Source organism: Altericroceibacterium xinjiangense (assembly GCF_003958635.1).
Classification (GTDB): Bacteria; Pseudomonadota; Alphaproteobacteria; order Sphingomonadales; family Sphingomonadaceae; genus Altericroceibacterium_A; species Altericroceibacterium_A xinjiangense.
Window position 1 is genome coordinate 132,361 of record NZ_RSEK01000002.1, and the last position, 20,403, is coordinate 152,763.

At 64.9% G+C, this 20,403-nt stretch carries 27 protein-coding genes; 20 read left to right on the forward strand and 7 right to left on the reverse strand.

What is annotated here, in order from left to right; translation table 11 throughout:
- The first annotated feature begins 7 nt into the window (after positions 1-7).
- The 13 genes from ELY13_RS02845 to ELY13_RS02900 all read left to right on the forward strand — a co-directional run bounded on the left by ELY13_RS02845 (position 8) and on the right by ELY13_RS02900 (position 8,570).
- Entirely contained in the window at positions 8-928 is a 921-nt protein-coding gene (locus ELY13_RS02845; RefSeq protein ID WP_126172371.1) for a heme o synthase, read from the forward strand.
- Complete coding sequence (locus ELY13_RS15520; protein ID WP_277600621.1) at positions 925-1,056, forward strand: hypothetical protein; 132 nt, start codon at positions 925-927, stop codon at positions 1,054-1,056. Before ELY13_RS02845 ends, ELY13_RS15520 begins: the two co-directional genes overlap by 4 nt.
- Positions 1,053-1,616 (forward strand): cytochrome c oxidase assembly protein, encoded by a 564-nt coding sequence (locus ELY13_RS02850; protein ID WP_126172372.1) that lies wholly within the window; start codon positions 1,053-1,055, stop codon positions 1,614-1,616. The genes ELY13_RS15520 and ELY13_RS02850 overlap by 4 nt, the downstream gene beginning before the upstream one ends.
- Positions 1,617-1,690: 74 nt before the next feature.
- Positions 1,691-2,512, forward strand: coding sequence for a cytochrome c oxidase subunit 3 (locus ELY13_RS02855; protein ID WP_126172373.1), 822 nt, complete (start codon positions 1,691-1,693; stop codon positions 2,510-2,512).
- 93 nt (positions 2,513-2,605) lie between these two features.
- Positions 2,606-3,244 (forward strand): SURF1 family protein, encoded by a 639-nt coding sequence (locus ELY13_RS02860; RefSeq protein ID WP_241233513.1) that lies wholly within the window; start codon positions 2,606-2,608, stop codon positions 3,242-3,244.
- A gap of 44 nt (positions 3,245-3,288) precedes the next feature.
- Positions 3,289-4,692 carry a threonine synthase gene (gene thrC / locus ELY13_RS02865; RefSeq protein ID WP_126172374.1) on the forward strand — a complete coding sequence of 468 codons (1,404 nt, stop codon included), beginning with the start codon at positions 3,289-3,291 and terminating at the stop codon, positions 4,690-4,692.
- 6 nt (positions 4,693-4,698) lie between these two features.
- Positions 4,699-5,598: a class I SAM-dependent rRNA methyltransferase gene (locus ELY13_RS02870; protein WP_126172375.1), complete on the forward strand. Its 900-nt coding sequence runs from the start codon at positions 4,699-4,701 to the stop codon at positions 5,596-5,598.
- Positions 5,599-5,654: 56 nt separating this feature from the next.
- A complete protein-coding gene (locus tag ELY13_RS02875) occupies positions 5,655-6,026 on the forward strand; it encodes a dihydroneopterin aldolase (RefSeq protein WP_126172376.1) in 372 nt (123 codons plus the stop codon).
- The gene (locus tag ELY13_RS02880) at positions 5,986-6,363 is read left to right on the forward strand and encodes a Rossmann fold domain-containing protein (protein ID WP_241233514.1); all 378 of its coding nucleotides are present in this window, start codon (positions 5,986-5,988) and stop codon (positions 6,361-6,363) included. Before ELY13_RS02875 ends, ELY13_RS02880 begins: the two co-directional genes overlap by 41 nt.
- 4 nt (positions 6,364-6,367) lie before the next feature.
- The gene (gene moaA, locus ELY13_RS02885; protein ID WP_126172377.1) at positions 6,368-7,375 is read left to right on the forward strand and encodes a GTP 3',8-cyclase MoaA; all 1,008 of its coding nucleotides are present in this window, start codon (positions 6,368-6,370) and stop codon (positions 7,373-7,375) included.
- Between the two features lie 3 nt (positions 7,376-7,378).
- A complete protein-coding gene (locus ELY13_RS02890) occupies positions 7,379-7,621 on the forward strand; it encodes a MoaD/ThiS family protein (RefSeq protein WP_126172378.1) in 243 nt (80 codons plus the stop codon).
- A 1-nt stretch (position 7,622) separates the two neighbouring features.
- Positions 7,623-8,066 (forward strand): molybdenum cofactor biosynthesis protein MoaE, encoded by a 444-nt coding sequence (locus ELY13_RS02895; protein ID WP_241233515.1) that lies wholly within the window; start codon positions 7,623-7,625, stop codon positions 8,064-8,066.
- 78 nt (positions 8,067-8,144) lie between these two features.
- A complete protein-coding gene (locus ELY13_RS02900; protein WP_126172380.1) occupies positions 8,145-8,570 on the forward strand; it encodes a hypothetical protein in 426 nt (141 codons plus the stop codon).
- Positions 8,571-8,659: 89 nt separating this feature from the next.
- On the opposite strand, the gene ELY13_RS02905 is transcribed toward ELY13_RS02900, so the two are convergent.
- Positions 8,660-9,154, reverse strand: coding sequence for a hypothetical protein (locus ELY13_RS02905; protein ID WP_126172381.1), 495 nt, complete (start codon positions 9,152-9,154; stop codon positions 8,660-8,662).
- Between the two features lie 205 nt (positions 9,155-9,359).
- Here ELY13_RS02905 and rplU point away from each other — a divergent pair, with 205 nt between their 5' ends.
- From rplU to ELY13_RS02920, 3 genes are all read left to right on the forward strand, one after another.
- Positions 9,360-9,725: a 50S ribosomal protein L21 gene (rplU, locus tag ELY13_RS02910; RefSeq protein WP_241233516.1), complete on the forward strand. Its 366-nt coding sequence runs from the start codon at positions 9,360-9,362 to the stop codon at positions 9,723-9,725.
- A 25-nt stretch (positions 9,726-9,750) separates the two neighbouring features.
- Positions 9,751-10,020, forward strand: a complete 270-nt coding sequence (rpmA, locus tag ELY13_RS02915; protein ID WP_126172383.1) for a 50S ribosomal protein L27 — start codon at positions 9,751-9,753, stop codon at positions 10,018-10,020.
- Between the two features lie 164 nt (positions 10,021-10,184).
- A complete protein-coding gene (locus ELY13_RS02920; protein ID WP_126172384.1) occupies positions 10,185-10,739 on the forward strand; it encodes a GNAT family N-acetyltransferase in 555 nt (184 codons plus the stop codon).
- A 25-nt stretch (positions 10,740-10,764) separates the two neighbouring features.
- On the opposite strand, the gene ELY13_RS02925 is transcribed toward ELY13_RS02920, so the two are convergent.
- Positions 10,765-11,637, reverse strand: a complete 873-nt coding sequence (locus tag ELY13_RS02925; protein ID WP_126172385.1) for a metal-dependent hydrolase — start codon at positions 11,635-11,637, stop codon at positions 10,765-10,767.
- Between the two features lie 27 nt (positions 11,638-11,664).
- Here ELY13_RS02925 and ELY13_RS02930 point away from each other — a divergent pair, with 27 nt between their 5' ends.
- Positions 11,665-12,255, forward strand: coding sequence for a TetR/AcrR family transcriptional regulator (locus ELY13_RS02930; protein WP_126172386.1), 591 nt, complete (start codon positions 11,665-11,667; stop codon positions 12,253-12,255).
- Here ELY13_RS02930 and ygfZ read toward each other — a convergent pair.
- Positions 12,239-12,973, reverse strand: coding sequence for a CAF17-like 4Fe-4S cluster assembly/insertion protein YgfZ (gene ygfZ, locus ELY13_RS02935; protein ID WP_126172387.1), 735 nt, complete (start codon positions 12,971-12,973; stop codon positions 12,239-12,241). The genes ELY13_RS02930 and ygfZ overlap by 17 nt on opposite strands.
- Positions 12,974-13,058: 85 nt before the next feature.
- Here ygfZ and pyrC point away from each other — a divergent pair, with 85 nt between their 5' ends.
- A complete protein-coding gene (gene pyrC, locus ELY13_RS02940) occupies positions 13,059-14,096 on the forward strand; it encodes a dihydroorotase (protein ID WP_126172388.1) in 1,038 nt (345 codons plus the stop codon).
- On the opposite strand, the gene rarD is transcribed toward pyrC, so the two are convergent.
- From rarD to ELY13_RS02955, 3 genes are read right to left on the reverse strand one after another with little or no spacing between them, the layout of a single operon-like run.
- Positions 14,047-14,985, reverse strand: coding sequence for an EamA family transporter RarD (rarD, locus tag ELY13_RS02945; protein WP_126172389.1), 939 nt, complete (start codon positions 14,983-14,985; stop codon positions 14,047-14,049). The two genes, pyrC and rarD, sit on opposite strands and share 50 nt — an antisense overlap.
- 57 nt (positions 14,986-15,042) lie before the next feature.
- The gene (gene xth, locus ELY13_RS02950) at positions 15,043-15,816 is read right to left on the reverse strand and encodes an exodeoxyribonuclease III (protein ID WP_126172390.1); all 774 of its coding nucleotides are present in this window, start codon (positions 15,814-15,816) and stop codon (positions 15,043-15,045) included.
- Positions 15,813-16,862 (reverse strand): ATP-dependent DNA ligase, encoded by a 1,050-nt coding sequence (locus ELY13_RS02955; protein ID WP_126172391.1) that lies wholly within the window; start codon positions 16,860-16,862, stop codon positions 15,813-15,815. The genes xth and ELY13_RS02955 overlap by 4 nt, the downstream gene beginning before the upstream one ends.
- Positions 16,863-16,978: 116 nt before the next feature.
- Here ELY13_RS02955 and ELY13_RS02960 point away from each other — a divergent pair, with 116 nt between their 5' ends.
- Both ELY13_RS02960 and ELY13_RS02965 read left to right on the forward strand, forming a co-directional pair.
- A complete protein-coding gene (locus ELY13_RS02960) occupies positions 16,979-18,619 on the forward strand; it encodes a GMC family oxidoreductase (RefSeq protein ID WP_126172392.1) in 1,641 nt (546 codons plus the stop codon).
- 120 nt (positions 18,620-18,739) lie between these two features.
- Positions 18,740-18,976: a hypothetical protein gene (locus ELY13_RS02965; protein ID WP_241233517.1), complete on the forward strand. Its 237-nt coding sequence runs from the start codon at positions 18,740-18,742 to the stop codon at positions 18,974-18,976.
- An 85-nt stretch (positions 18,977-19,061) separates the two neighbouring features.
- Here the strand turns inward: ELY13_RS02965 and ELY13_RS02970 are convergent, their stop codons facing one another.
- On the reverse strand, positions 19,062-20,168 hold the full coding sequence (locus tag ELY13_RS02970; protein ID WP_126172394.1) for a branched-chain amino acid aminotransferase: 1,107 nt from the start codon (positions 20,166-20,168) through the stop codon (positions 19,062-19,064).
- Positions 20,169-20,403: the final 235 nt, after the last annotated feature.

Below are 20,403 nucleotides of genomic sequence, written 5' to 3' on the forward strand. Positions count from 1 at the left end.
ACCTGACGTGACGAGCCCGACCAATGCCGTAAAGTTGCCTGCCGACTGGCGCGATTTCCTCGCCCTCACCAAGCCGCGGGTGATGAGCCTGGTGGTCTTTACCGGATTGTGCGGGTTGCTTGCTGCTCCCGGGCATATCAATCCGGTGCTGGGCTTCACCGCCGTGCTGTGCATCGCTCTGGGTGCAGGCGGGGCTGGGGCCCTCAACCAGTGGTGGGAAGCCGAAATCGATTCCGGGATGAAACGGACGTCCAAGCGGCCGCTTCCGCAGGGGCGGCTTGAACGCACCGACGCTCGCGACTTCGGTATCGCGCTCTCCGTCGCCTCGGTTCTGATCCTGGGATTGGCGATCCACTGGCTCGCCGCGACCATCCTCGCGATCTCGATCATCTATTATGCGGTGGTCTACACGATCTGGCTGAAGCCGCGCACCCCGCAGAACATCGTCATTGGCGGTGGGGCGGGGGCCTTCCCGCCGCTTATCGGCTGGGTTGCAGTGACCGGTGACATCACGGCTATGCCGCTGCTGCTGTTCGCGGTTATTTTCTTCTGGACGCCGCCGCATTTCTGGGCGCTCGCGCTGTTCGTGCAGACCGATTATGCGAAAGTCGGCATTCCCATGCTGCCGGTCGTCGCAGGCGAAGTGGCGACTCGCCGCCAGATTCTGGCCTACAGCATCATTCTGCTGCCGCTTTCGGCCGTGCCGTGGTGGATCGGCGGCACCGGCCCCCTATATGGGATCGCGGCGCTGGTTCTTTCGGGTGTTTTTCTCCTGCTCACCTTCCCGGTTGCGTTCCGGCGCACGGGCGAAGACGACCGGATGAAGCCTGAGAAGCGCTTGTTCACTTACTCGATCGCCTACCTGTTCGCGCTGTTCGGGGTTCTGGTGGCGGATCGGGCGATTTACGGAAGCAGTGTGCTGACATGACTCCTGAGGAAGAAGCGGAATACAAACGGCGGCGGAAGGCGCGCAACGTCGTGCTTGCGTTGCTGCTGGTGGGACTAGTGGTGCTGTTCTACGCGATCACGGTAGTCCGGATCGGAGCGCAGGGATGAACCGCACCGCGCAGTTTCCCGAAAAGAACGGACGCGTCGCCCTGATTCTGCTGGCGGTGGCTGCCGGCATGCTTGCTCTGGGGTTTGCGTCGGTCCCGCTCTACCGGCTTTTCTGCCAGGTGACGGGTTTTGGCGGTACGACTCAGAGGGCCACGCTTGCGGAGTCGGTTACGGCAGAAAAGCTTGCTCAAAGCGCCGGCGGGCGCACCATCTCAGTTCGCTTCGATGGCAATGTTTCGGCAGGGATGCCTTGGACGTTCGGCCCAGAGCAAGTGACGCAGACCGTCGCGATCGGCCGGCGGAACATGGCGCTGTTCTCGGCTAAGAACAATTCCAGCGTCCCGGTGACCGGGACGGCAAGCTTCAACGTGGAACCTGAACAGGCCGGCCCGTACTTCAACAAGATCCAGTGCTTCTGCTTTACCGAACAGACGTTGCAGCCGGGACAAGCCGTGGACATGCCGGTAATCTACTACGTCGATCCCAAGGCGCTGGATGATCCCGACATGAAGGGTGTCGAACAGATCACCCTGAGCTACACCTTCCACCGCAAGGGATAGAGAGGCACAAGCCTCTGGACCCGGCGGCGAGGCGGCATTAAGGGCCACGCAGACCAAGGATCAGGAACTTCGACATGGCGGGCGCCAAGAACCACGACTATCATATCCTTCCCCCCGACATCTGGCCTTTCGTTGCCGCGTTTTCGGGCTTTACCTTCACGTCCGGCATGGTCCTGTTCATGCACGACATGTCAGGCTGGCCCATCGTGCTCGGCCTCGGTATCGCTGGCCTGATCGCCACGTTCTTCGGCTGGTTTTCCAAGATCGTGAACGAGGCGGAGGCCGGGGATCATACGCCCGTCGTTCAGTTGCACCTGCGCTACGGCATGATCCTGTTCATCGCCTCGGAAGTGATGTTCTTCCTCGGGTGGTTCTGGAGCTACTTCGATTTCGCCCTGTTCCCGGACCCCTTGTCCGAAGTGAGCGGCGGGATCTGGCCGTCGGCCGTTATCGAAGCGGTACCCGATCCGTTCGATCTGCCGCTGCTGAACACGCTCATCCTGCTCTGTTCGGGTACCACCGTCACCTGGGCGCACCATTCGCTGATCCACGGCGATCGGGATGGACTCAAGAAGGGCCTCTGGGCGACGATCCTCCTCGGCCTGCTGTTCTCCGCCATCCAGGCTTACGAATACGCGAATGCGCCGTTCGAGTTCGGCGGGAACACCTACAGCTCGATCTTCTACATGGCGACCGGGTTCCACGGTTTCCACGTGATCGTCGGGACGATCATGCTGATCGTGATGCTGGGCCGCGCCTACAAGGGGCACTTCACCCCGCGCCAGCACTTCGGGTTCGAAGCCGCGGCATGGTACTGGCACTTCGTTGACGTGGTGTGGCTGTTCCTGTTCATCGTCATCTACATCTGGGGCGGTTGGGGCGCAGAGATCCACTGATCCCGTGACGCACAAGTACCAGTCAAAAGGGCAGTCTCACCGAGGTGAGGCTGCCCTTTTCCGTCTCCGCCCAGCAGGCAGCGCCTCGGCGGTATGGCCCTGCACGATGGGCATTGCCTCGCAAGCCAGATATTCCCTGCCGGAGAAGCCGCTGTGATTCGCCGCGTCCCTATTCTGCCCAGTGTGATCGTCGCGGTCGCCGTGGGAGTCATGATCACGCTCGGCATCTGGCAGCTTGAGCGCAGGGAATGGAAAGAGGCGCTGATCGCGCGGTACGGCCAGGCGCAAGCCCTGCCTGAAGTACCCTGGCCCGAAACGCCAGAGGAGCGCGAGGCTGCGCTGTACCGTCCCGCAAGCGTGACGTGTGACCGGGTGCTGCGGATCGATGCCGTTTCCGGACGTGCGGCCACCGGCCGGCCCGGCTGGGCGCACCTCGCCCGCTGCGTGCTGGACGGCGGCGGCGAGGCGAACATCGCGCTTGGCTGGTCAAATGAGCCGCAAGGCCCGGAATGGGCTGGGGGAGAAGTCACCGGAATTATCGGCCCGGCCGGTACCGACGTCCAGTTGGTTGCGTCGCCACCGCAGGCGGGTCTGGCTCAACTCGCCGCGCCAGACCCGAACGATTTGCCGAACAATCACCTGATGTACGCCATGCAGTGGTTCTTCTTCGCGGCGACGGCGGTGGGGGTCTATTTCCTGGCCTTGCAGAAACGAATACGCGAGCCGCGTTAAACCGCGGTTGTCTATTCGACGGGGCGCGGCTACCCGCGCGCCTCATGGACTATATTTCCACTCGCGGAAGCGCACCGGCGCTCGATTTCCAAGGCGTCACGCTGGCTGGGCTAGCACCCGACGGCGGGTTGTTCGTACCCCGGCAATGGCCACGCTTCTCGCCCGAAGAAATCGCCTCGTTCACAGGCTTGCCCTACGCGGAACTGGCGACGCAGGTCATGCTGCCGTTCGTTAGCGGCAGCCTGGATGAAGCGACGCTGCGCGACCTCTGTCACCGCGGCTATGGCCGTTTCGCGCATGAAGCGGTGACGCCGCTCCGGCAGTTCGACCAGCAGCACTGGCTGCTCGAATTGTTCCACGGGCCGACGCTCGCGTTCAAGGATGTCGCGCTGCAGTTGCTGGGGCTGCTGTTCGAGACTTTCCTCGCGCGCAGCAACGATCACTTGACGATCGTCGGCGCGACCAGCGGCGACACCGGGTCTGCGGCTATCGATGCCGTCGCCGGGCGCGAGCGAGTCGATGTTTTCATGCTCCATCCCAAGGGGCGCGTCAGCGAAGTCCAGCGCCGGCAGATGACCACGGTGCTGGCGCCCAACGTTTACAACATCGCGATCGACGGCAGCTTCGACGATGCGCAGGCGATGGTGAAGCGCATGTTCGGCGATACTGCGATGACCGGCACGTACCGCATCAGCGCCGTCAATTCGATCAACTGGGCCCGCCTGATGGCGCAGGTGGTCTATTACTTCGCTGCTGCGCTGCAACTCGGCGCACCGGCGCGCAAGGTCGCCTTCAGCGTGCCGACGGGCAACTTCGGCGATGTCTTCGCCGGCTATGTCGCATCGAAGATGGGCTTGCCGATCGAGCGGCTGATCGTCGCGACCAACGTCAACGACATCCTCCACCGCGCGCTGGCGCAGGGCGACTATTCGACGGGGACAGTAACGCCCACCGACGCGCCATCGATGGATATCCAGGTCAGCTCCAACTTCGAACGGCTGCTATTCGATCTCGGCGGGTGCGACGGCTCCGCCATGGCGGAGCAAATGCGCGCGTTCGAAGCGAGCAAGGCGATGCGTCTCAGCCACGCGCAGCGGGAAGGGGGCGCTGCGCTGTTTACCAGCGCGCGGGTGGACGCCGCGGAAACCGCGGAGGCGATGCGCTGGGCGGCAGACCGGTGCGGAGAACTGATCGATCCGCACACCGCCATCGGCTTGCACGCCGCGCGGCGTGCCGCAATCGACTCGCATGTGCCGGTCGTCACGCTTGCCACCGCTCACCCGGCCAAGTTCCCCGATGCCGTCGAGCGCGCGACCGGAATGCGTCCGGCCTTGCCGACACGAGTGGGCGATTTGTTCGAGCGTGAGGAGCGGTACGTCGAGCTTCCCGGCGAATACGAGGCCGTGGCCGCTTACGTCGCGGAGCACGCAACGCCTTCGTCGGCCTGAATTGCCATGGCGGAGCTTCACCAGCAGCCGCGCCTGATCGTCGGGGAAGGCTGGGCCGACTACGGCCTGATCGACAGCGGTCACGGGCGCAAGTTCGAACGGTACGGGCCGTACCGTTTCATCCGGCCGGAACCGCAGGCCATGTGGAGCCCCCGCTCGCCCGAATGGGACGCTGACGGCGAATTCGTCCCGGGATCGGATGAAGACGGCGGCGGGCGGTGGCAGTTCTCCCGCGCTATCCCTCCCGAAGGGTGGCCGCTGGAATGGCGGGACGTGCGCTTTATCGCGCAGTGCACGCCGTTCCGGCACCTCGGGTTCTTTCCCGATATGGCCCCTGTGTGGGACTGGATGCGCGAACGATTGGACGCAGCAGTTGACCCGGCAACGAACAGGGGGACCCTTAACCTGTTCGGCTATACCGGAGTAGGTACGTTGGCCTTGTCCGAGTGCGGGCCCGTCACTCACGTCGATGCGTCGAAAAAGTCCGTTGCACAGGCGCGGGATAATGCGGCGCTTTCCGCGATGGAGGATCGACCGGTCCGCTGGCTGGTGGAGGATGCGGCAAAGTTCGCCGCGCGCGAAGTCCGGCGGGAGAAAGCGTACGACGGGATCATCCTTGACCCGCCGAAGTTCGGCCGAGGTCCGAAGAACGAAACCTGGCGGCTTGAGGAAGGCTTGCCGGGGCTCGTCGCGGATTGCCGCAAGCTGCTCGATGCCGAAAGCCGGTTCCTGTTCCTGACAGTCTACGCCGTGCGCATGAGCAGCCTCGCTCTCGGCGGGTTGCTGAGGGAGCTGTTCGCCGATCTGCCGGGTACGATCGAGCACGGCGATCTTGCGGTGCGGGAGGAAGGAGCGGACGGACGATTGCTGCCCACGGCGATCTTTGCCCGGTGGAAGAACGGCTGACTCGACAGCCCGGCCTGCCAGTGCCATCCGCGCGCCAGTTTCATCCGGAGCCGACCATGGCCGACAGCCTGATCCTTGAGATCGCCGATTTCGAACACGATGTCCTCACCGGGATCTACTCGGAGGAGACGGGCCGCGCGCAGCCGCTGCGCTTTACCATCCAGGCGCGGATGAAGCCGGCCGATCGCTACACGCCTGACACGCCGTTGTCGGCCAGCAAGAATTACATGGACCTGAAGTTCGCCGCATCCGATGCCTTTCCCGAAGGGCAGCACTACAGCTTGATCGAAGCCGTAGCCGAGCACGTGTGCGAAACCCTGTTCGTGCAGGACGAGCGGATCGAGGCCGTGACGGTCAAGATCGTCAAATTGGCGCTGAGCCAGCGCAATGAACAGATCGGCATCACCCTTCACCGGGAACGGCGCTGACGTGCAGCGGATACTGCGGATCGACGGCCTGCCCGAAGCCGCGCTGGATGCCGCAGCCTGTTTTCATGCTCATCACCTGCTGCAAGCCCGGGCCGCACTGGACGGGACGGATCTGCTGATTCTCGTGTTCCCGGCCGCTTCCTTTGACCACCGCGGCTGGCGTTTGGCCGCCGTGCAGGATCTCGCCCGTGCGGCGGCGCCGAAGCGGGTCAACGGGATCAGCGGAGATGACGAGCCAGCCGTCGCCGCCACGGTCGCTTACCTCGGCAAAGCGCCCGGCGTGACCGGACAGCTTTTCGCAGTGAGTGGTAACGGCGAGGGAAAGGGGCCATATTGACTTCATGAGCTGCGGCACCGGACCTCTCGTCGACGCCTTCAATCGGCGGATCACCTACTTGCGTTTGTCGGTGACGGACCGCTGTGATCTGCGGTGCGCCTACTGCATGCCGGAAAAGATGCAGTTCCTGCCGCGCAAGGAGGTGCTGAGCCTGGAAGAGCTGCACAAGCTCGGCCTTGCGATGATCGCGCGCGGAATTACGAAAATCCGCCTGACCGGGGGTGAACCGCTGGTCAGGCGCGACGTGATCGAACTTGTCCGGGCGCTGGGGCGCAAGCTGGGCGACGGGCTGGAAGAGCTTACCCTCACCACCAACGGGACGCAGCTGGCCCAGCATGCCGAGGATCTTGCCGAGGCGGGCGTGAAGCGCGTGAATGTCTCGCTCGATACTCTTGATGCGCAGCTGTTCCAGCGGCTTTCCCGCCGGGATCGTCTGGCAGAAGTGCTGGAAGGGATCGCAGCGGCGAAAGAGGCGGGCCTGAAGGTCAAGCTCAACACCGTGGCCCTGAAGGGCCTGAACGAGGGAGAGATTCCCGATCTGATCGCCTGGGCCCACCGCCACGGCCACGAGATCACCCTCATCGAGGTCATGCCTCTCGGAGAAGTGGAGGAGGATCGGGTCGATCATTACCTGCCCCTGATTGCGGTTCGGGAGGACCTGGAGCAGCGCTGGACGCTTCGGCCATCCGATGCGCGCAGCGGCGGCCCGGCGCGGTACGTGGACGTGGCCGAAACCGGCGGACGACTCGGCTTCATCACTCCGCTGACGAACAACTTCTGCGCCGGGTGCAATCGCATCCGCGTGACCGCGACCGGACAGCTGTTCGCCTGCCTCGGGGGTGCCGAGCAAGTCGACTTGCGCGCAGCCCTGCGTTCGACCGATCCCGACACGCGGTTGGCTGAGGCACTGGACGAGGCCATGCGCATCAAGCCTGAAAAACACCATTTCCAGATCGACCGACGCGGCGCCGAACCCGCGCAGCCACGCCACATGTCGATGACCGGGGGCTGATCGGTGGCCGTGACGCTCATTTTCCTGGGGCGGCTTGCCGACCTCGCTGGCATGCCGGAACGGGAAATCGATTCCCCGCTCGACTGGGGCACTCTGGTCGAGGAGCTCGAAGGCGAGTTGGGGGAGGCGCTGGAAGGCGAAAAGGTGAAGGTCGCGGTCAACGGCAAGCTTCTGGCCGACAAGCGGATACTCGCTGCGTCCGATGGAGACGAAGTCGCGCTGCTGCCTCCCGTCAGCGGAGGCTGAGGTGCTCGACATCCAGCTGCTTGAGAAGGGATTCTCCCCGGGCAAGGCGCTGGGCCTGTTCGCCAAGGCGCATCCGGAAGCAGGCGGGATTGCCAGCTTCGTCGGCAAAGTGCGAATGGATGAAGGGGTGAAAGCGCTTGAACTGACCCACTACGAGCCGCTGACCTTGCCCGGCATGCATGCCCTGGCCGAAGAGGCGCAGGCGCGCTGGAACCTTGACGGGCTGCTAATCTGGCACAGGGTCGGCGTCATGCGCCCGCAGGCCCCCATCGTGCTGGTTTCCGCCGCCGCACGCCACCGCCGCGATGCTTTTCAGGCGGCCGATTTCACGATGGATCATCTGAAAAGCGACGCCTGGTTCTGGAAGCGGGAACGGCGGGCCGACGGCTGGCACTGGATCGAGCCGCGAGAGCAGGATCACGACGATCTCGCCCGCTGGCGCTGATTTTAAGCATTTTTGACGGATATCAACGATTTGACCGGTGATTCGGGCCATTCGTCCTCCTGACAAAGGAGACGTCACATGGTCCAGGCCTTCACTCGTGAAATGATTGCCCAAAGGGCGCTGATCCATAGCCATCCCGTGCTGCGCAACGCGCCGGTCGACCGCAGCTTCGAATTGCCGCCCGTGCTCTATGCAGCGATGGTCGGCCTTTTTCTCGGCTTCCTCGGTGTGATGTGGCTGGGCTTTGCCAATCCGCAATTGATCCTGCCGATGGCGATCTTCGTCGCGTTCATCGTCTGCGGCTTCGGCGTTCCGGCCTTGTGGGTCCGTATGCCCCCGGAAAACCCGGTGCAGGCGAAGACTTGGGACCGTTTTCGTGCGGAAGGGATCCAGACCTACACCGGCCGCACCAGCGCTCGCGATGCGACGGTGCAGATGCTGATGCTGCCGGCGCTGATCTTCGCCTGGGGCGTCGCCACGGCCACCATCGCTGCGCTCGTCTGATTTTCGTCACCGCTCGAGGGGGGCAAAAGGAACTTGCAGGGCGCGACTTGCAACGGGGGGAGAAGGGCCGCTTTTGCGGCCCTTCTTTTTTAGCTCAACCTTTCGAGCAGGGAGGAGATCGTCCGGTTCTCTTCCTCCACCAGTTCCGATACCTCTGCACGGGCAGCGGCAATCCTGTCGAGCGCCAGCCCTTCCACGGCCGCTTCGGCATAGATCCGGTCGAGATCGGTCAGCGGCACCATCGTTCGCGCACGCGCCGATTCGAGGACACCGAGCGCGATCTGCGCAACGGCCCAGTCCTCGCTGCCCATCGCATCCCCGCGAGCCGCGGTCACGGCCCGCCGCGTTTCAGGCACGGCGGACAGAAAGGCCCGGTGCGCTTCGGACGCGGTAGCCACGAGCGTGTCTAGCCGATCAAGCACCTCGGCTGGCGGAGCGGGGGGCACGTACGGTTCGGGCGGCGGCAGGTTGCCGGACACCCGCTCCGCATCGCGAATGGCGAGGCTGGGATACTTGTCCGGGGGCGTGGCGCAGGCGCCAAGCGCCAGGATCAGCGTCAGGGCGGCGGGACGGGACCAGTTCATTCCAGGACGCATAGCCCGCTGCCCACGCGCTTTCCAGCCGAACCGCCAAGAATCCCGCCCAAGCGCGTTGACAGCTTCCTGCTGTTGGCGTAACCGCACCCATCTTTCCGGCGTCCTTCGGGGCGCGCGGCATGCCATCCGTTGCTGCTTTGGAGCGGCGGACGGCAACACAGCAAGAGAATGGATAATCACCATGTTCGCAGTAGTGCGCACGGGCGGCAAGCAGTATCGGGTCGCCCCCGGAGACAAGATCGCGGTTGAAAAGCTTGCCGGAGAAGCCGGTGAGACGATCACGCTGGGCGATGTACTGCTGGCCGGCGAAGGCGGCGAGCTGAAGCAGCCCGGCGAAGTCACGGTCTCGGCCGAGATCATCGCCCAGGCGAAGAGCGAGAAGGTCATCGTCTTCAAGAAGCGCCGCCGGCACAACTATCGGCGCAAGGCGGGTCACCGCCAGCAGATGACCCTGCTGCGGATCGTCGCGGTCGGTGATGAGAAGTATCAGCCGGCGCAGAAATCCGCGGTTGCTGCCGAGCCGGCGCTCGAAGCATCCTCGGACGCCATCGCGCAGTAACTGGCCGAGTACGGAGTAAGACGAAATGGCACATAAGAAAGCAGGCGGTTCGTCGCGCAACGGTCGCGATTCAGCTGGCCGTCGCCTCGGCGTGAAGAAGTTCGGCGGGCAGGACGTGCTCGGCGGCAACATCATCGTGCGTCAGCGCGGGACCAAGTTCTATCCGGGTTCCAACGTCGGGATGGGCAAGGATCACACGCTGTTTGCGCTGATCGAGGGCCAGGTGCGATTCCACCAGGGTAAGCTCGGCCGCAAATACGTGTCGGTCGACGCCATGGCCCAGGCGGCCGAATAATCGGACGACTCGTGAACGGGGCCGTCCACCGGGATGGCCCCGCCGGAGCTTTATCCGGCATTTTGAGGGAGATGGGGCCAGCCCGTCTCCCTTTTTGATTCTCCCTCGCAATCCATCCGTCACGAAACCCCGGTAGGGGCGGTGCCGGAAGAAAGGAGAGAATCATGTTCACCCGGACGACGAGGCTGTTTTTGCGGCCAGCGTTTCCCGACGACTGGCAGCAGATCCATCGGGGGCTGGGCGACAAGCGCGTCGCACGGATGCTTGCGAACGTGCCCTGGCCTTACAGGCAAGACGATGCACGCGCTTGCGCCAGCCGCACTTCCAGGCCGCACGAGCCGCGATTCCTCATCACGCTGCCGGATGAAACGGGGGCGCCGGTAATTGGCGAGATTACCCTGCAGAAGCAGGCCGAAGGGATCGAACTCGGCTTCTGGATCGCGCAAGACCGCTGGGGGCAAGGCTATGCCACCGAAGCCGGCCGCGCGGTGATCGACCTGGCCCGCGTCATCGGGCACAAGCGGATCGTGTCCGGCCACTTCCTCGACAACCCCGCTTCCGGACGCGTGCTGGCAAAGCTCGGCTTTTGTCCGGCCGGCGAAGTGCGCGCGCATTTCTGCGCCAGCCGAGGCGGCGAGATGGTCCTGACGAAGCACTACAAGCTGGACCTCGGCTGCGGAGAGGCCGGGCCCAGCGAATGCCGCATGCAGGCCGCCTGAACCCGCGCAGGTGCTCGCCAGGGCCTTAGGCCGGGGCGGGCACCGCGTCCGGGAATTCGCTGTCGTAGCGGGAGATCAGGGCTCGGTCGTCGATCTCCCACGGGTGAAACCCGGGAAGGAAGTAGGCCAGCCAAGCCGGGGCGACACGCCGCATGATGCCGGGCTTCCCGACCAGATACCAGATGAGCCGGGCTTTCGCCTTCCAGCCGGCGATCCCGTCCTGCCGCAACAGGTCCAGCGCATCCTCGAACCGGTGCCGGACGAAGTTGCTGGTCACCAGCAGCATGGTCATGCTCTTGACCTTCCAGCGCTTCCACCGGCTCCAGCCGCGGGTCGCGTGGAGCCAGACGTCATAGGCGACGCCCTTGTGCTCGATCTCCTCGGCCGCGTGCCAGCGCCATAATTCCGCTTGCTCGACGTCCGCTCCAACGAAGTGCTGCGGGTGCTTAAGGAACTCGTGCGCGAACATCGCCGTGAAATGCTCGAGCGCCATGGTCACGGCCAGCCAGCCGATCGGCGGGCGATCCTTCACCTGCGCGATCAGGGCGGCAACCCGTTCATCGATGCGCGACATGTCGTAGCCCGCCTGCACGGCTGCCTTGTTGAACGCGACATGCTCCCGCGTGTGGTTGATCTCCTGCCGGATGAAGGCGCGGATTTCGGCTTCCAGCTTGGGCGGTGCACCGTCGCGAAAAGCCTTCACCGATTCGATGAACAGGGCCTCGCCGCGGGGGAAGGTTGCGGAAAGGGCATTGAACCAGGCCGTCGCGATCGGATCGCCGTCCAGCCACCAACGGGCCGCTTCCTGCCCGCGGCCAAAGCGCCGGTCGCGCACTGTGATCGGCGGGGTGGCCTTGCCGGTCAAGGCATCGGAGTGAATAGGTGTGTGAGCGTTCATGCCGGAAAGATAGGATAGCTTACACCCATGTCAATAAGGAGGCGCCTGCCGCCGGAGGAAAGCCGCCTCGCGGCCCTGGAAGCCGCGCGGCTGCTGCTGATTGAGGCTGGCCCGCAAGCCGTGACTCTCAAGGCCGTGGCTGCGCGGATCGGGCGCACGCACGCCAACCTGCTGCACCATTTCGGGTCGGCGGCAGGGCTGCAGAAAGCGCTCGCGCAGTATTTGGGGGAAACGGTCTGCGCGACGATCGGGGAAGCCGTGCGGGCGACCCGCGCCGGTCTGGGCAGCGTACGGGAAGTGGTGGATCTGATCTTCGACGCCTTCGACCGCGAAGGCGCGGCCGCACTGGTCAGCTGGATGCTGCTGTCCGGTAACGAGGACGCGCTCGACCCGATCGTCGAGATGATTCACGATCTGGTCCAGGAATTGAACGCGACGGGAGTCGGGGATTTGCGCGAAGACACGCTCACGCTAGTGCTGCTCGCGCTGGGCGATGCGCTGATCGGGGAACGGCTTGCCGGCTCCCTTGGCCTGACCCGGAGTTCGGCGCGGAACCGCGCGGAGCAACTTCTGATCGAAACGCTAGCCCGGCGGCTGGCGGCTAGTCTGCCGGGCTGAGATCGACCCAGCCGGGCGCCATGTCCGGCGCGATATCGCTGACCCGCAAGTGATCCACCGCGAAGCCGGCTTCAGGATACGCCGTCTTCCGCCGCGCCTCTTCAGACCGGCCAAGCGGGACCACGATCAACCGGCGATTGATCTTCTGCCGCCAGTTCATCCGTGCCGTGTTTTCCTGCCCGACATAGCAACCCTTGGAAAAGCTGACGCCGTTCAGTTCCACAGCATTCGTTTCCAGCCAGAGGATGCCTTCCAGCTCTGCGTGCGTTTCCGGCACCCCAAGGGTCAGCCGATGAAGCAGCCAGGCGTCGTCGACCGGATGATCCTCATCCGTGACATGGGCGATCCAGCGCTGCCCCAGATCGGCCAGCCGGGGATCGGGCGCCCCGCCATCGCCGAGCTGCGCCTGCCAATAGACGCCGAGCTGGTCTTCCCGCGTGATCGCGATCTTCCGGCGCAGGCGATACGTCGTCAGGCGCTTGATCAATTCGTCCGCCTGATCCGCCTCGCAGTCGATCAGCAGGTCGCCGCCGCCTGCGGGCCAGACCAGAAAGGCGAACAGCGTCTTACCTTGCGGGCTGAGCAAGCCTGCGTAGCAGGGGAGCTCCCCCTTTACGTCATTGGTGACGAGGCCCTGGAGGAAATCGGCGGCGTCTTCGCCGTCGGCCTCAACAGATACGCGGATTACCGCGCGCGAATACAGTCGTTCAGATCCCATAGCAGCAACGTAACGAAGCGCCCGGCCGAATCGATCCCAATTCGACACGTTGTCCTGCGCCGCCCGATTGTGCCATGGGATCGGGATGACCGAAGCGATCACCATCCGCCGCCCCGACGACTGGCACCTGCACCTGCGTGACGAGGACATGCTGCGCGGCGTGCTGCCTCACACGGCGCGCCAGTTCGCCCGCGCGATCGTGATGCCGAACTTGTCCCCGCCGGTCACGACCGCGCAGGCCGCCGCCGCCTACCGGCAGCGGATCCTCAAGGTGCTGCCGCAGGATCTCGACTTCGCCCCGTTGATGACCTGCTACCTGACCGACGACACGGATCCGGACGATCTTGCGCGCGGGTATGCGGAAGGCGTGTTCACCGCAGCCAAGCTTTATCCGGCGGGCGCGACCACCAATTCGGCGAACGGCGTCACCGCAATCGCCAACATCCGCCGCGTGCTCGAACGGATGCAGGAAATCGGCATGGTGCTGTGCGTTCACGGCGAAGTGACCGATCCGGAGATCGACATCTTCGACCGAGAGGCCGTGTTCATCGAGCGCATCCTCGCGCCCCTGCTGCGTGAGATGCCGGGCTTGCGCGTGGTGCTGGAACACGCGACGACCGAACAGGCGGTCGATTACGTCTTGGCATCGGGGGAAAACGTCGCGGCCACGATCACGCCGCAGCATCTTCACATCAACCGCAACGCGATGCTGGTCGGCGGGATGCGGCCGCACGCATATTGCCTGCCGGTCCCCAAGCGGGAAAAGCACCGGCTGGCCTTGCGCCGGGCGGCGACCTCCGGCTCCGAAAAGTTCTTCCTCGGGACCGACAGCGCACCCCATTCGCAGTCCGCCAAGGAATCCGGTTGCGGCTGCGCGGGCATCTTCAACGCGCCGCACGCGCTGGAAAGCTATCTCACCGTGTTCGATGAGGAAGGTGCGCTTGACCGGTTTGAGGCATTCGCCAGTGAGAACGGGCCGCGCTTCTACCGGCTGCCGCTGAACGAAGGAACCGTGACGCTGGAACGTGCACCGACCGACGTGCCCGAAACGATCGACGCGGCCGGAACCGCTGTCATTCCATTTCATGCAGGGCAGCGGCTCGGCTGGCGTCTGCGCGCCTGACCGCCCGCTCGCGCAGCTGGTCGATCACGAACAGCGCCACGGCGGCCCAGATCAGTCCGAAAGCGGCCAGCTGTGCGGGATGAAGCTCCTCGTTGAAGATCGTCAGCCCGAGCACGAAGACGATCGTGGGTGAAATGAACTGGAGGAACCCCATCAGGCTGTAGGGCAAGCGGCGAGCGGCCACGGCGAACAGCAGCAAGGGTATCGCCGTCATCGGCCCGCCCCAGGCAATCGCCAGCGCCGTATCCCAACCCTGCGCCATGGACGGACCGGCGGGGGACGCGGCGTACCAGGCGACAATCCCCAGCGCGATCGGAAGCAGGATCAGGGATTCCAGCATCAGCCCCACCAGGGCACTGGCAGCCACGGTCTTGCGCAGCAGGCCGTAGATGGCGAACGTCACCGCCAGCGCCAGGCTTACCCACAAGGTGGTCAGCGCCCCGGCGGCAAGGGCGGCCACCCCGCAGCCGGCCAGCGCCGTCGCCGCCCATTGCCGCCGCGTCAGCCGCTCCCCCAAAATCGCAAGGCCCAGAAGCAGCATGATCAGCGGCAGGATGTAGTACCCGATACTCGCGGCGTAGACGTGGCCGGTCTGGATCGCCCAGACGTAGAGCAGCCAGTTCACCCCGACGAGGACCGCTGTCGTGAGCAGGGTCAGCATCGCCCGTCCATCCTTCAGGACCGCGCGGACTTCGGGAAGACTGCCGCGCCAGATCACCGCCGCCAGGCACAAGGGCAAGGTGAACAGGATGCGCAGGGCGACGAATTCCACCGGAGGAACGTGGCGCACCAGCAACAAGTACAGCGGCATCGATCCCCAGAACGCATGCGCGCCCAGGGCGCTGAGCAAGGCCGCGCGGTCAGGGGCAGGGGCGGTATCCGAATTCATGGCGCGGCTTTAGGGGTTGCCTGCAACATTGCGAGCCTGAACGGGCGAAGCCCCGCCTCAGTCGGCCAGTTCGATCCAGACAGGGGCGTGGTCGCTGGTCTTCTCCCACCCGCGCACCTGGGAATCGACTTGCGCGTCTTTCAGGCGCTTCACCAGATCGGGACTCAGTAGGAAATGGTCGATCCGCAGCCCCGCGTCGCGGGTGAACGCGTTGCGGAAATAGTCCCAGAACGTGTAGATCGTCGCGTCGGGATGAAGCTTCCGGACCGCGTCGGTCCAGCCTTGCTCCACCAGCCGAAACCACGCGGCGCGGGTTTCCGGTGCGAACAAGGCATCGTCCAGCCAGCGTTCCGGCTTGTAGACATCCTGTTCGGTCGGCATCACGTTGAAATCGCCGGTCAGCACCACCGGGGCCTTGCTGGCGAGCAGGCCGGCGGCATGATCGATGAGCCGTTCCATCCACCGCAGCTTGTAATCGTACTTCGGGCCGGGCCTCGGGTTGCCGTTCGGCAAGTACAGCGCGCCGATGAGAACGCCGTTCACCGCAGCTTCGAGATAGCGGCTCTGCTCGTCCTCCGGCTCTCCCGGAAGGCCGCGCCGGGTTTCCTGCGGGCATCCCACGCGGCTGAGGATCGCCACTCCGTTCCAGCTTTTCTGCCCATGCCAGATCGCTTCGTACCCGGCATCGCGAATTTCGTCGGCTGGGAACCGCTCATCCGGGGCTTTCAGTTCCTGCAGGCACGCGACATCGGGGCGGGTCTCCTCCAGCCAGCGGAGCAGCACCGGAAGCCGGGCCTTGATCCCGTTGACGTTGTAGGTGGCGATTCTCATTGTTTGCCCTCCAGCAGATCCTTCAGCGCGGCAGGACGCAGTTCATGCTTGAGCTGGTCCATCGTGCACTGGTCGGGGCGCTTGTCGTCCCGCCAGCGCAGAAAGCTGGTTCCGTGGCGGAAACGCTCTCCGGTTACTTGATCGTAGATCACCTCGATCACGAGTTCGGGCCGCAGCGGAATCCATTCCGTGTTGCGTCCCCGGCTCCAGCGGCTCGGCCCGCCGGGGGACTTGCCGGTAAACGGCGATTCGCCCCGCGCCGGGTCAAGCCTTGCGGGAAGCGCCGCCCGGTCCTCGTCGGTAAATGAGGAAACGTAGCCGACGTAGTTCAGCCGCCCATCCTGATCATAAAGGCCGAGCAAAAGCGACCCGACCCGCTCCCCCTTCGCGTCCATGCGAAAGCCGCCGACCACGCAATCCGCGGTGCGCTGCTTCTTGGCCTTGACCATCGCCCGCTCCCCCGGGCGGTACGGTTCGTCGATCCGCTTGGCGACGATCCCGTCCAGCGCCGTGCCGCTGCGGTCGAACCAGTCCTGCGCCGTTGCGCGGTCCTGCGTAACGGGTGACAAGGCCAGTCGCGGGGTGGAGGCCGTTTCGAAAAAGCGCTTCAGCGAACGGCGCCGTTCCGTCAGTGCCTGCGACGCCAGCACGTCGCTGCCAAGCTGCAGGCAGTCGAACAGCATCAGGCAGGCCGGAGTCTCCCGGGCCAGCCGCCCAATGCGAGAGGCGGCGGGATGCAGCCGCAGTTGCAGGTCGGCAAAGGAAAGGCCGGTCCCATGCGGCAGTACCAGTTCGCCATCCAGCACGAAGCGCGTTTCCGCCAGTCCCAGCAGCGCCTCGGCTATTTCGGGGAAGTAGCGCGCCAGCGGCTTGCCGGCCTTGGAAAACAGCTCCAGCGTGTCGCCGCCCCGGAAGGCAAGGCAGCGGAACCCGTCCCACTTGGGCTCGAACTGCCAGTGCTCGCCAGCGGGAATTTCGCTCGCCAGCCGCGCTTCCATAGGTTCGCTGTCGGCGGGAATGGACAAGCCCGGGAAGGAAGTGGTCATACAGGAGCAACGGGATCCGGCGGGGGGCAGTTCCTCGCTGAAACGGGCCAACCTTCGCTTTCCCTGACCGAAAGAATGGTGATAGCAGGGCGCCGACTACGGGAAGGGAACGAATTATGCAGGCAGGACCGGATCTTATCGTGATCGGCGGCGGCTCGGCCGGGATCGCCTGCGCCGCTCGGCTGGCGGAAGCCGGCAAGCGCGTGCTGCTGGTCGAAGCGGGCAAGTCGGACAAGGACATCCGCTCAAAAGTCCCCGCGTTGATGAGCGGGATCGTCCATACCCCCGATTTCGACTGGTGCTATCGCGCCGAACCCGATCCGTCGGTTGGCGGCCGGCCGGACGTCTGGCCGGCCGGGAAACGGCTCGGCGGCGGCAGCGCGATCAACGGCATGATGTTCATCCGCGGCCACTCCTACGACTATGACCACTGGGCGGAACTCGGCGCCACCGGATGGGGCTATCAAGGCGTGCTACCGTACTTCCGGCGAATGGAGCACAATGAGCGCGGACAGGATGCCTGGCGCGGCCAGGGCGGTCCGATCGCTGTGTCGGAAGTCCGTTCCCGCTACCCCATCACCGATGAATGGATCGACGCGGCGCAGCAGGCAGGCTTTCCCCGTTCGCCCGACCTGAACGGAGAGAAGGCCGAAGGGGTCGACTACATCCAGCTGTCCCAGCGCGGCGGCCTGCGCTGCTCGACTGCTGCCGGATATCTGAAGGACAAGCCGGCCAATCTCGAAATCCTGCTGGAGGCGCAAGTCGTCCGGCTGGAAATCGACAACGGCCGCGCAATCGGGGTCACGCTGCGCCAGGGCGGGCAGATGCGCACCGTGCACGCGGCCGAAGGTGTCGTGCTGTCCGCCGGCGCGCTCAACACCCCGCGGCTGCTGATGCTGTCGGGCATCGGCCCGGCAGAAGACCTGACCGCTCACGGCATCGAGGTGCTGCACGATCTGCCGGGCGTCGGGCGGAACCTGCAGGAACACCCGGCCTGCCACTTGGTCAATTCCGTCAGCGCACACACGCTCAACCTCGATGCGAAGGGGCTCAACGGCCTCAAGCAAGTGCTGGCGCTCGCCGTTCGCCGTTCAGGCGCGCTGACGACCGGAATCGGTCACGCGCAGGCGTTTGTCGCCAGCCGCGAAGGACTGCCCGCACCGAACATCCAGCTCGCCTTTTCCGCCTTCGCATTCGACGTGACCGAAAAGGGCAACCTTGCTCTGCGGCCGGAAAGCTCGGTCTCGACTCTCATCGGGCTGATGCGGCCCGGTTCGCGCGGGCGCATCACCCTAAGGGGCAACGATCCCGATGCGCCTCCGGTGATCGAGCACCAGCTGCTGGGCGACGAGGACGACGTCCAGCAACTGATCGAAGGCTTGCAGATCGCGCGGAAGATCATGGCCCAGCCAGCCATCGCGCCGCACGTGAAAGGCGAAGTGCGTCCCGGGGAGGCGCTCGACAGCCCCGCAGCGCTGGAACCCTATGTCCGGGCCGCAACCATCCCGATGTACCACCCGGTCGGCACCGCGAAAATGGGCGCGGCGGACGATCCCATGGCCGTGGTCGGCCCGGATCTGCGCCTGCGCGGGATCAAGGGGCTGTGGGTCGCCGATGCCTCCGTCATGCCCACGATTCCGGCGGGAAACACCAACGCCACCGCGATCATGATCGGGGAAAAAGCCAGCGATCTGGTGCTGGAGGGCCTGCGCGAGCAGGGGCGGACTTCGGAACAATTGCTCGCCGCGGCTCGTTGACAGGGAAAGACATCGCGGGCTTCCCGCGTACACTTGCCAAGGTTCGCCGCAGCACTGGATGCGCAGGCGAGCCGTAACAGGAGGAAGACTATGAAGTATCTTGCTTTCGTCACCTTGCCCATGGCCGCGCTTGTCGGCGCCTGCGGAGCGGATTCGCCTGCGGAAGAGACGGGCGACGCACTCGAACAGCGTGCCGACGCGGTCGATCAGATGACCGAGCAGCAGGCTGACATGCTGGAAGAACGCGGCGACGCCATCGAAAAAGTTTATGATGAGCGTGCCGAGGCCGTCGAGGAAGCCGGCGATGAACGCACTGATGCGATCAACAACGTCGCTGATCAACCTGCGCTGAGGTAAGCCGGCGCAGATCGAGTCCGGAATGCACTTCCGGCTGCAAGCCCCCGCTCGCCCGAGCGGGGGCTTTTCGTTTGTGGAGCGCCGCTCAGGCCAGCCGCTTGACCCAGCCGTGCGGGTCCGCGGCCGCGCCGCGCTGGATCGCGACCAGCCGTTCCCGCATGCGCTGGGTCAGTTGACCCGGACCGCCGGAGCCGATGGTGAACTCCCCATCGTGTCCGGCCACCCGCCCGACCGGGGTGACGACGGCAGCGGTGCCGCAGGCGAACGTTTCCGTCAGCTTGCCGCTGGCCGCATCCTGCCGCCACTGGTCGATTGAATAGCGCTCCTCCCGCACCGTCAGGCCTTCCTCACGGGCAAGGGTGATCAGGCTGTCACGAGTGATCCCGGGCAGGATCGTGCCGCTTAGCGGCGGGGTGATCAGCGATCCGTCGTCGAACACGAAGAACAGGTTCATGCCGCCCAGTTCCTCGATCCACTGGTGCTCCTCGGCATCGAGGAACACGACCTGATCGTGTCCGCGCTGGATCGCCTCGGCCTGGGGGACCAAGCTCGCCGCGTAGTTGCCGCCGCACTTCGCCGCACCGGTCCCTCCGGGTGCGGCGCGGGTGTAATCGCGCGAAACCCAGATAGACACGGCGGGGGAGCCGGACTTGAAGTAGTTTCCGGCCGGGCTGGCGATCACCAGGAACTTGTACTGCTTCGCTGGCCGAACGCCGAGGAACGGCTCCGTCGCGATCATGAATGGCCGCAGGTACAGCGATCCGCCCGCCACGTCCGGAAACCAGTCGCTGTCCATCAGCACCAGCTGGCGCACCGCCTCGACGAAGGTGTCCTCCGGCAGGGCCGGCATGGCGAGTCGCGCGGCCGATTCGTTGAACCGGCGTGCGTTCGCATCCGGCCGGAACAGCGCCATCGTCCCGTCGTCGAGCTTGTAGGCTTTCAGACCTTCGAAGATTTCCTGCGCGTAGTGGAGCACGGCCGTTGCCGGATCGAGGCTGAGCGGCACACGCGGGCCAAGCGTGGCGCTGTGCCAGCCGCTTGCCTCATCCCAGTCGATCGAGATCATGTGATCGGTGAAGATCCGGCCGAACCCGGGATCCGCAATCGCCTGCTGGCGGCTGGCGCCCGGCACCGGGGCCGGGTGCGGCACGCGGGAAAATTCCATCGGGGCAGTTCCGGCGAGACTCGCCATGTCTTACGATCCTTGCTCTATTCGCCCGCCGAATGAACGATTATTGCGCAATCAGCAAGTGACTTGAAATAATCTGAAAACCGAGAGCCGGTTTGGCCCTGCCTAGCCAGCCGAGGCAAGGCTTGGCAAGCCGTGAGCCAACCGAAAGGAGCAGAACGAAGAACCGGCCCAAAGGAAAAGGACGGCCCCGTCTTCGCGCAACCGCCCCGGACAAGTTCTCCAGCCCAGACAACGC

What these genes read in the sequence shown, in the direction of transcription:
- ELY13_RS15520 (WP_277600621.1), top strand. Translation starts at nt 925, where the DNA reads ATGACTCCTGAGGAAGAAGCGGAATACAAACGGCGGCGGAAGGCGCGC.
- ELY13_RS02850 (WP_126172372.1), top strand. Translation starts at nt 1,053, where the DNA reads ATGAACCGCACCGCGCAGTTTCCCGAAAAGAACGGACGCGTCGCCCTG.
- ELY13_RS02855 (WP_126172373.1), top strand. Translation starts at nt 1,691, where the DNA reads ATGGCGGGCGCCAAGAACCACGACTATCATATCCTTCCCCCCGACATC.
- ELY13_RS02860 (WP_241233513.1), top strand. Translation starts at nt 2,606, where the DNA reads ATGGCCCTGCACGATGGGCATTGCCTCGCAAGCCAGATATTCCCTGCC.
- thrC (WP_126172374.1), top strand. Translation starts at nt 3,289, where the DNA reads ATGGACTATATTTCCACTCGCGGAAGCGCACCGGCGCTCGATTTCCAA.
- ELY13_RS02870 (WP_126172375.1), top strand. Translation starts at nt 4,699, where the DNA reads ATGGCGGAGCTTCACCAGCAGCCGCGCCTGATCGTCGGGGAAGGCTGG.
- ELY13_RS02875 (WP_126172376.1), top strand. Translation starts at nt 5,655, where the DNA reads ATGGCCGACAGCCTGATCCTTGAGATCGCCGATTTCGAACACGATGTC.
- ELY13_RS02880 (WP_241233514.1), top strand. Translation starts at nt 5,986, where the DNA reads ATGAACAGATCGGCATCACCCTTCACCGGGAACGGCGCTGACGTGCAG.
- moaA (WP_126172377.1), top strand. Translation starts at nt 6,368, where the DNA reads ATGAGCTGCGGCACCGGACCTCTCGTCGACGCCTTCAATCGGCGGATC.
- ELY13_RS02900 (WP_126172380.1), top strand. Translation starts at nt 8,145, where the DNA reads ATGGTCCAGGCCTTCACTCGTGAAATGATTGCCCAAAGGGCGCTGATC.
- ELY13_RS02905 (WP_126172381.1), bottom strand. Translation starts at nt 9,154, where the DNA reads ATGAACTGGTCCCGTCCCGCCGCCCTGACGCTGATCCTGGCGCTTGGC.
- rpmA (WP_126172383.1), top strand. Translation starts at nt 9,751, where the DNA reads ATGGCACATAAGAAAGCAGGCGGTTCGTCGCGCAACGGTCGCGATTCA.
- ELY13_RS02920 (WP_126172384.1), top strand. Translation starts at nt 10,185, where the DNA reads ATGTTCACCCGGACGACGAGGCTGTTTTTGCGGCCAGCGTTTCCCGAC.
- ELY13_RS02925 (WP_126172385.1), bottom strand. Translation starts at nt 11,637, where the DNA reads ATGAACGCTCACACACCTATTCACTCCGATGCCTTGACCGGCAAGGCC.
- ELY13_RS02930 (WP_126172386.1), top strand. Translation starts at nt 11,665, where the DNA reads ATGTCAATAAGGAGGCGCCTGCCGCCGGAGGAAAGCCGCCTCGCGGCC.
- ygfZ (WP_126172387.1), bottom strand. Translation starts at nt 12,973, where the DNA reads ATGGGATCTGAACGACTGTATTCGCGCGCGGTAATCCGCGTATCTGTT.
- pyrC (WP_126172388.1), top strand. Translation starts at nt 13,059, where the DNA reads ATGACCGAAGCGATCACCATCCGCCGCCCCGACGACTGGCACCTGCAC.
- rarD (WP_126172389.1), bottom strand. Translation starts at nt 14,985, where the DNA reads ATGAATTCGGATACCGCCCCTGCCCCTGACCGCGCGGCCTTGCTCAGC.
- xth (WP_126172390.1), bottom strand. Translation starts at nt 15,816, where the DNA reads ATGAGAATCGCCACCTACAACGTCAACGGGATCAAGGCCCGGCTTCCG.
- ELY13_RS02955 (WP_126172391.1), bottom strand. Translation starts at nt 16,862, where the DNA reads ATGACCACTTCCTTCCCGGGCTTGTCCATTCCCGCCGACAGCGAACCT.
- ELY13_RS02960 (WP_126172392.1), top strand. Translation starts at nt 16,979, where the DNA reads ATGCAGGCAGGACCGGATCTTATCGTGATCGGCGGCGGCTCGGCCGGG.
- ELY13_RS02965 (WP_241233517.1), top strand. Translation starts at nt 18,740, where the DNA reads ATGGCCGCGCTTGTCGGCGCCTGCGGAGCGGATTCGCCTGCGGAAGAG.
- ELY13_RS02970 (WP_126172394.1), bottom strand. Translation starts at nt 20,168, where the DNA reads ATGGCGAGTCTCGCCGGAACTGCCCCGATGGAATTTTCCCGCGTGCCG.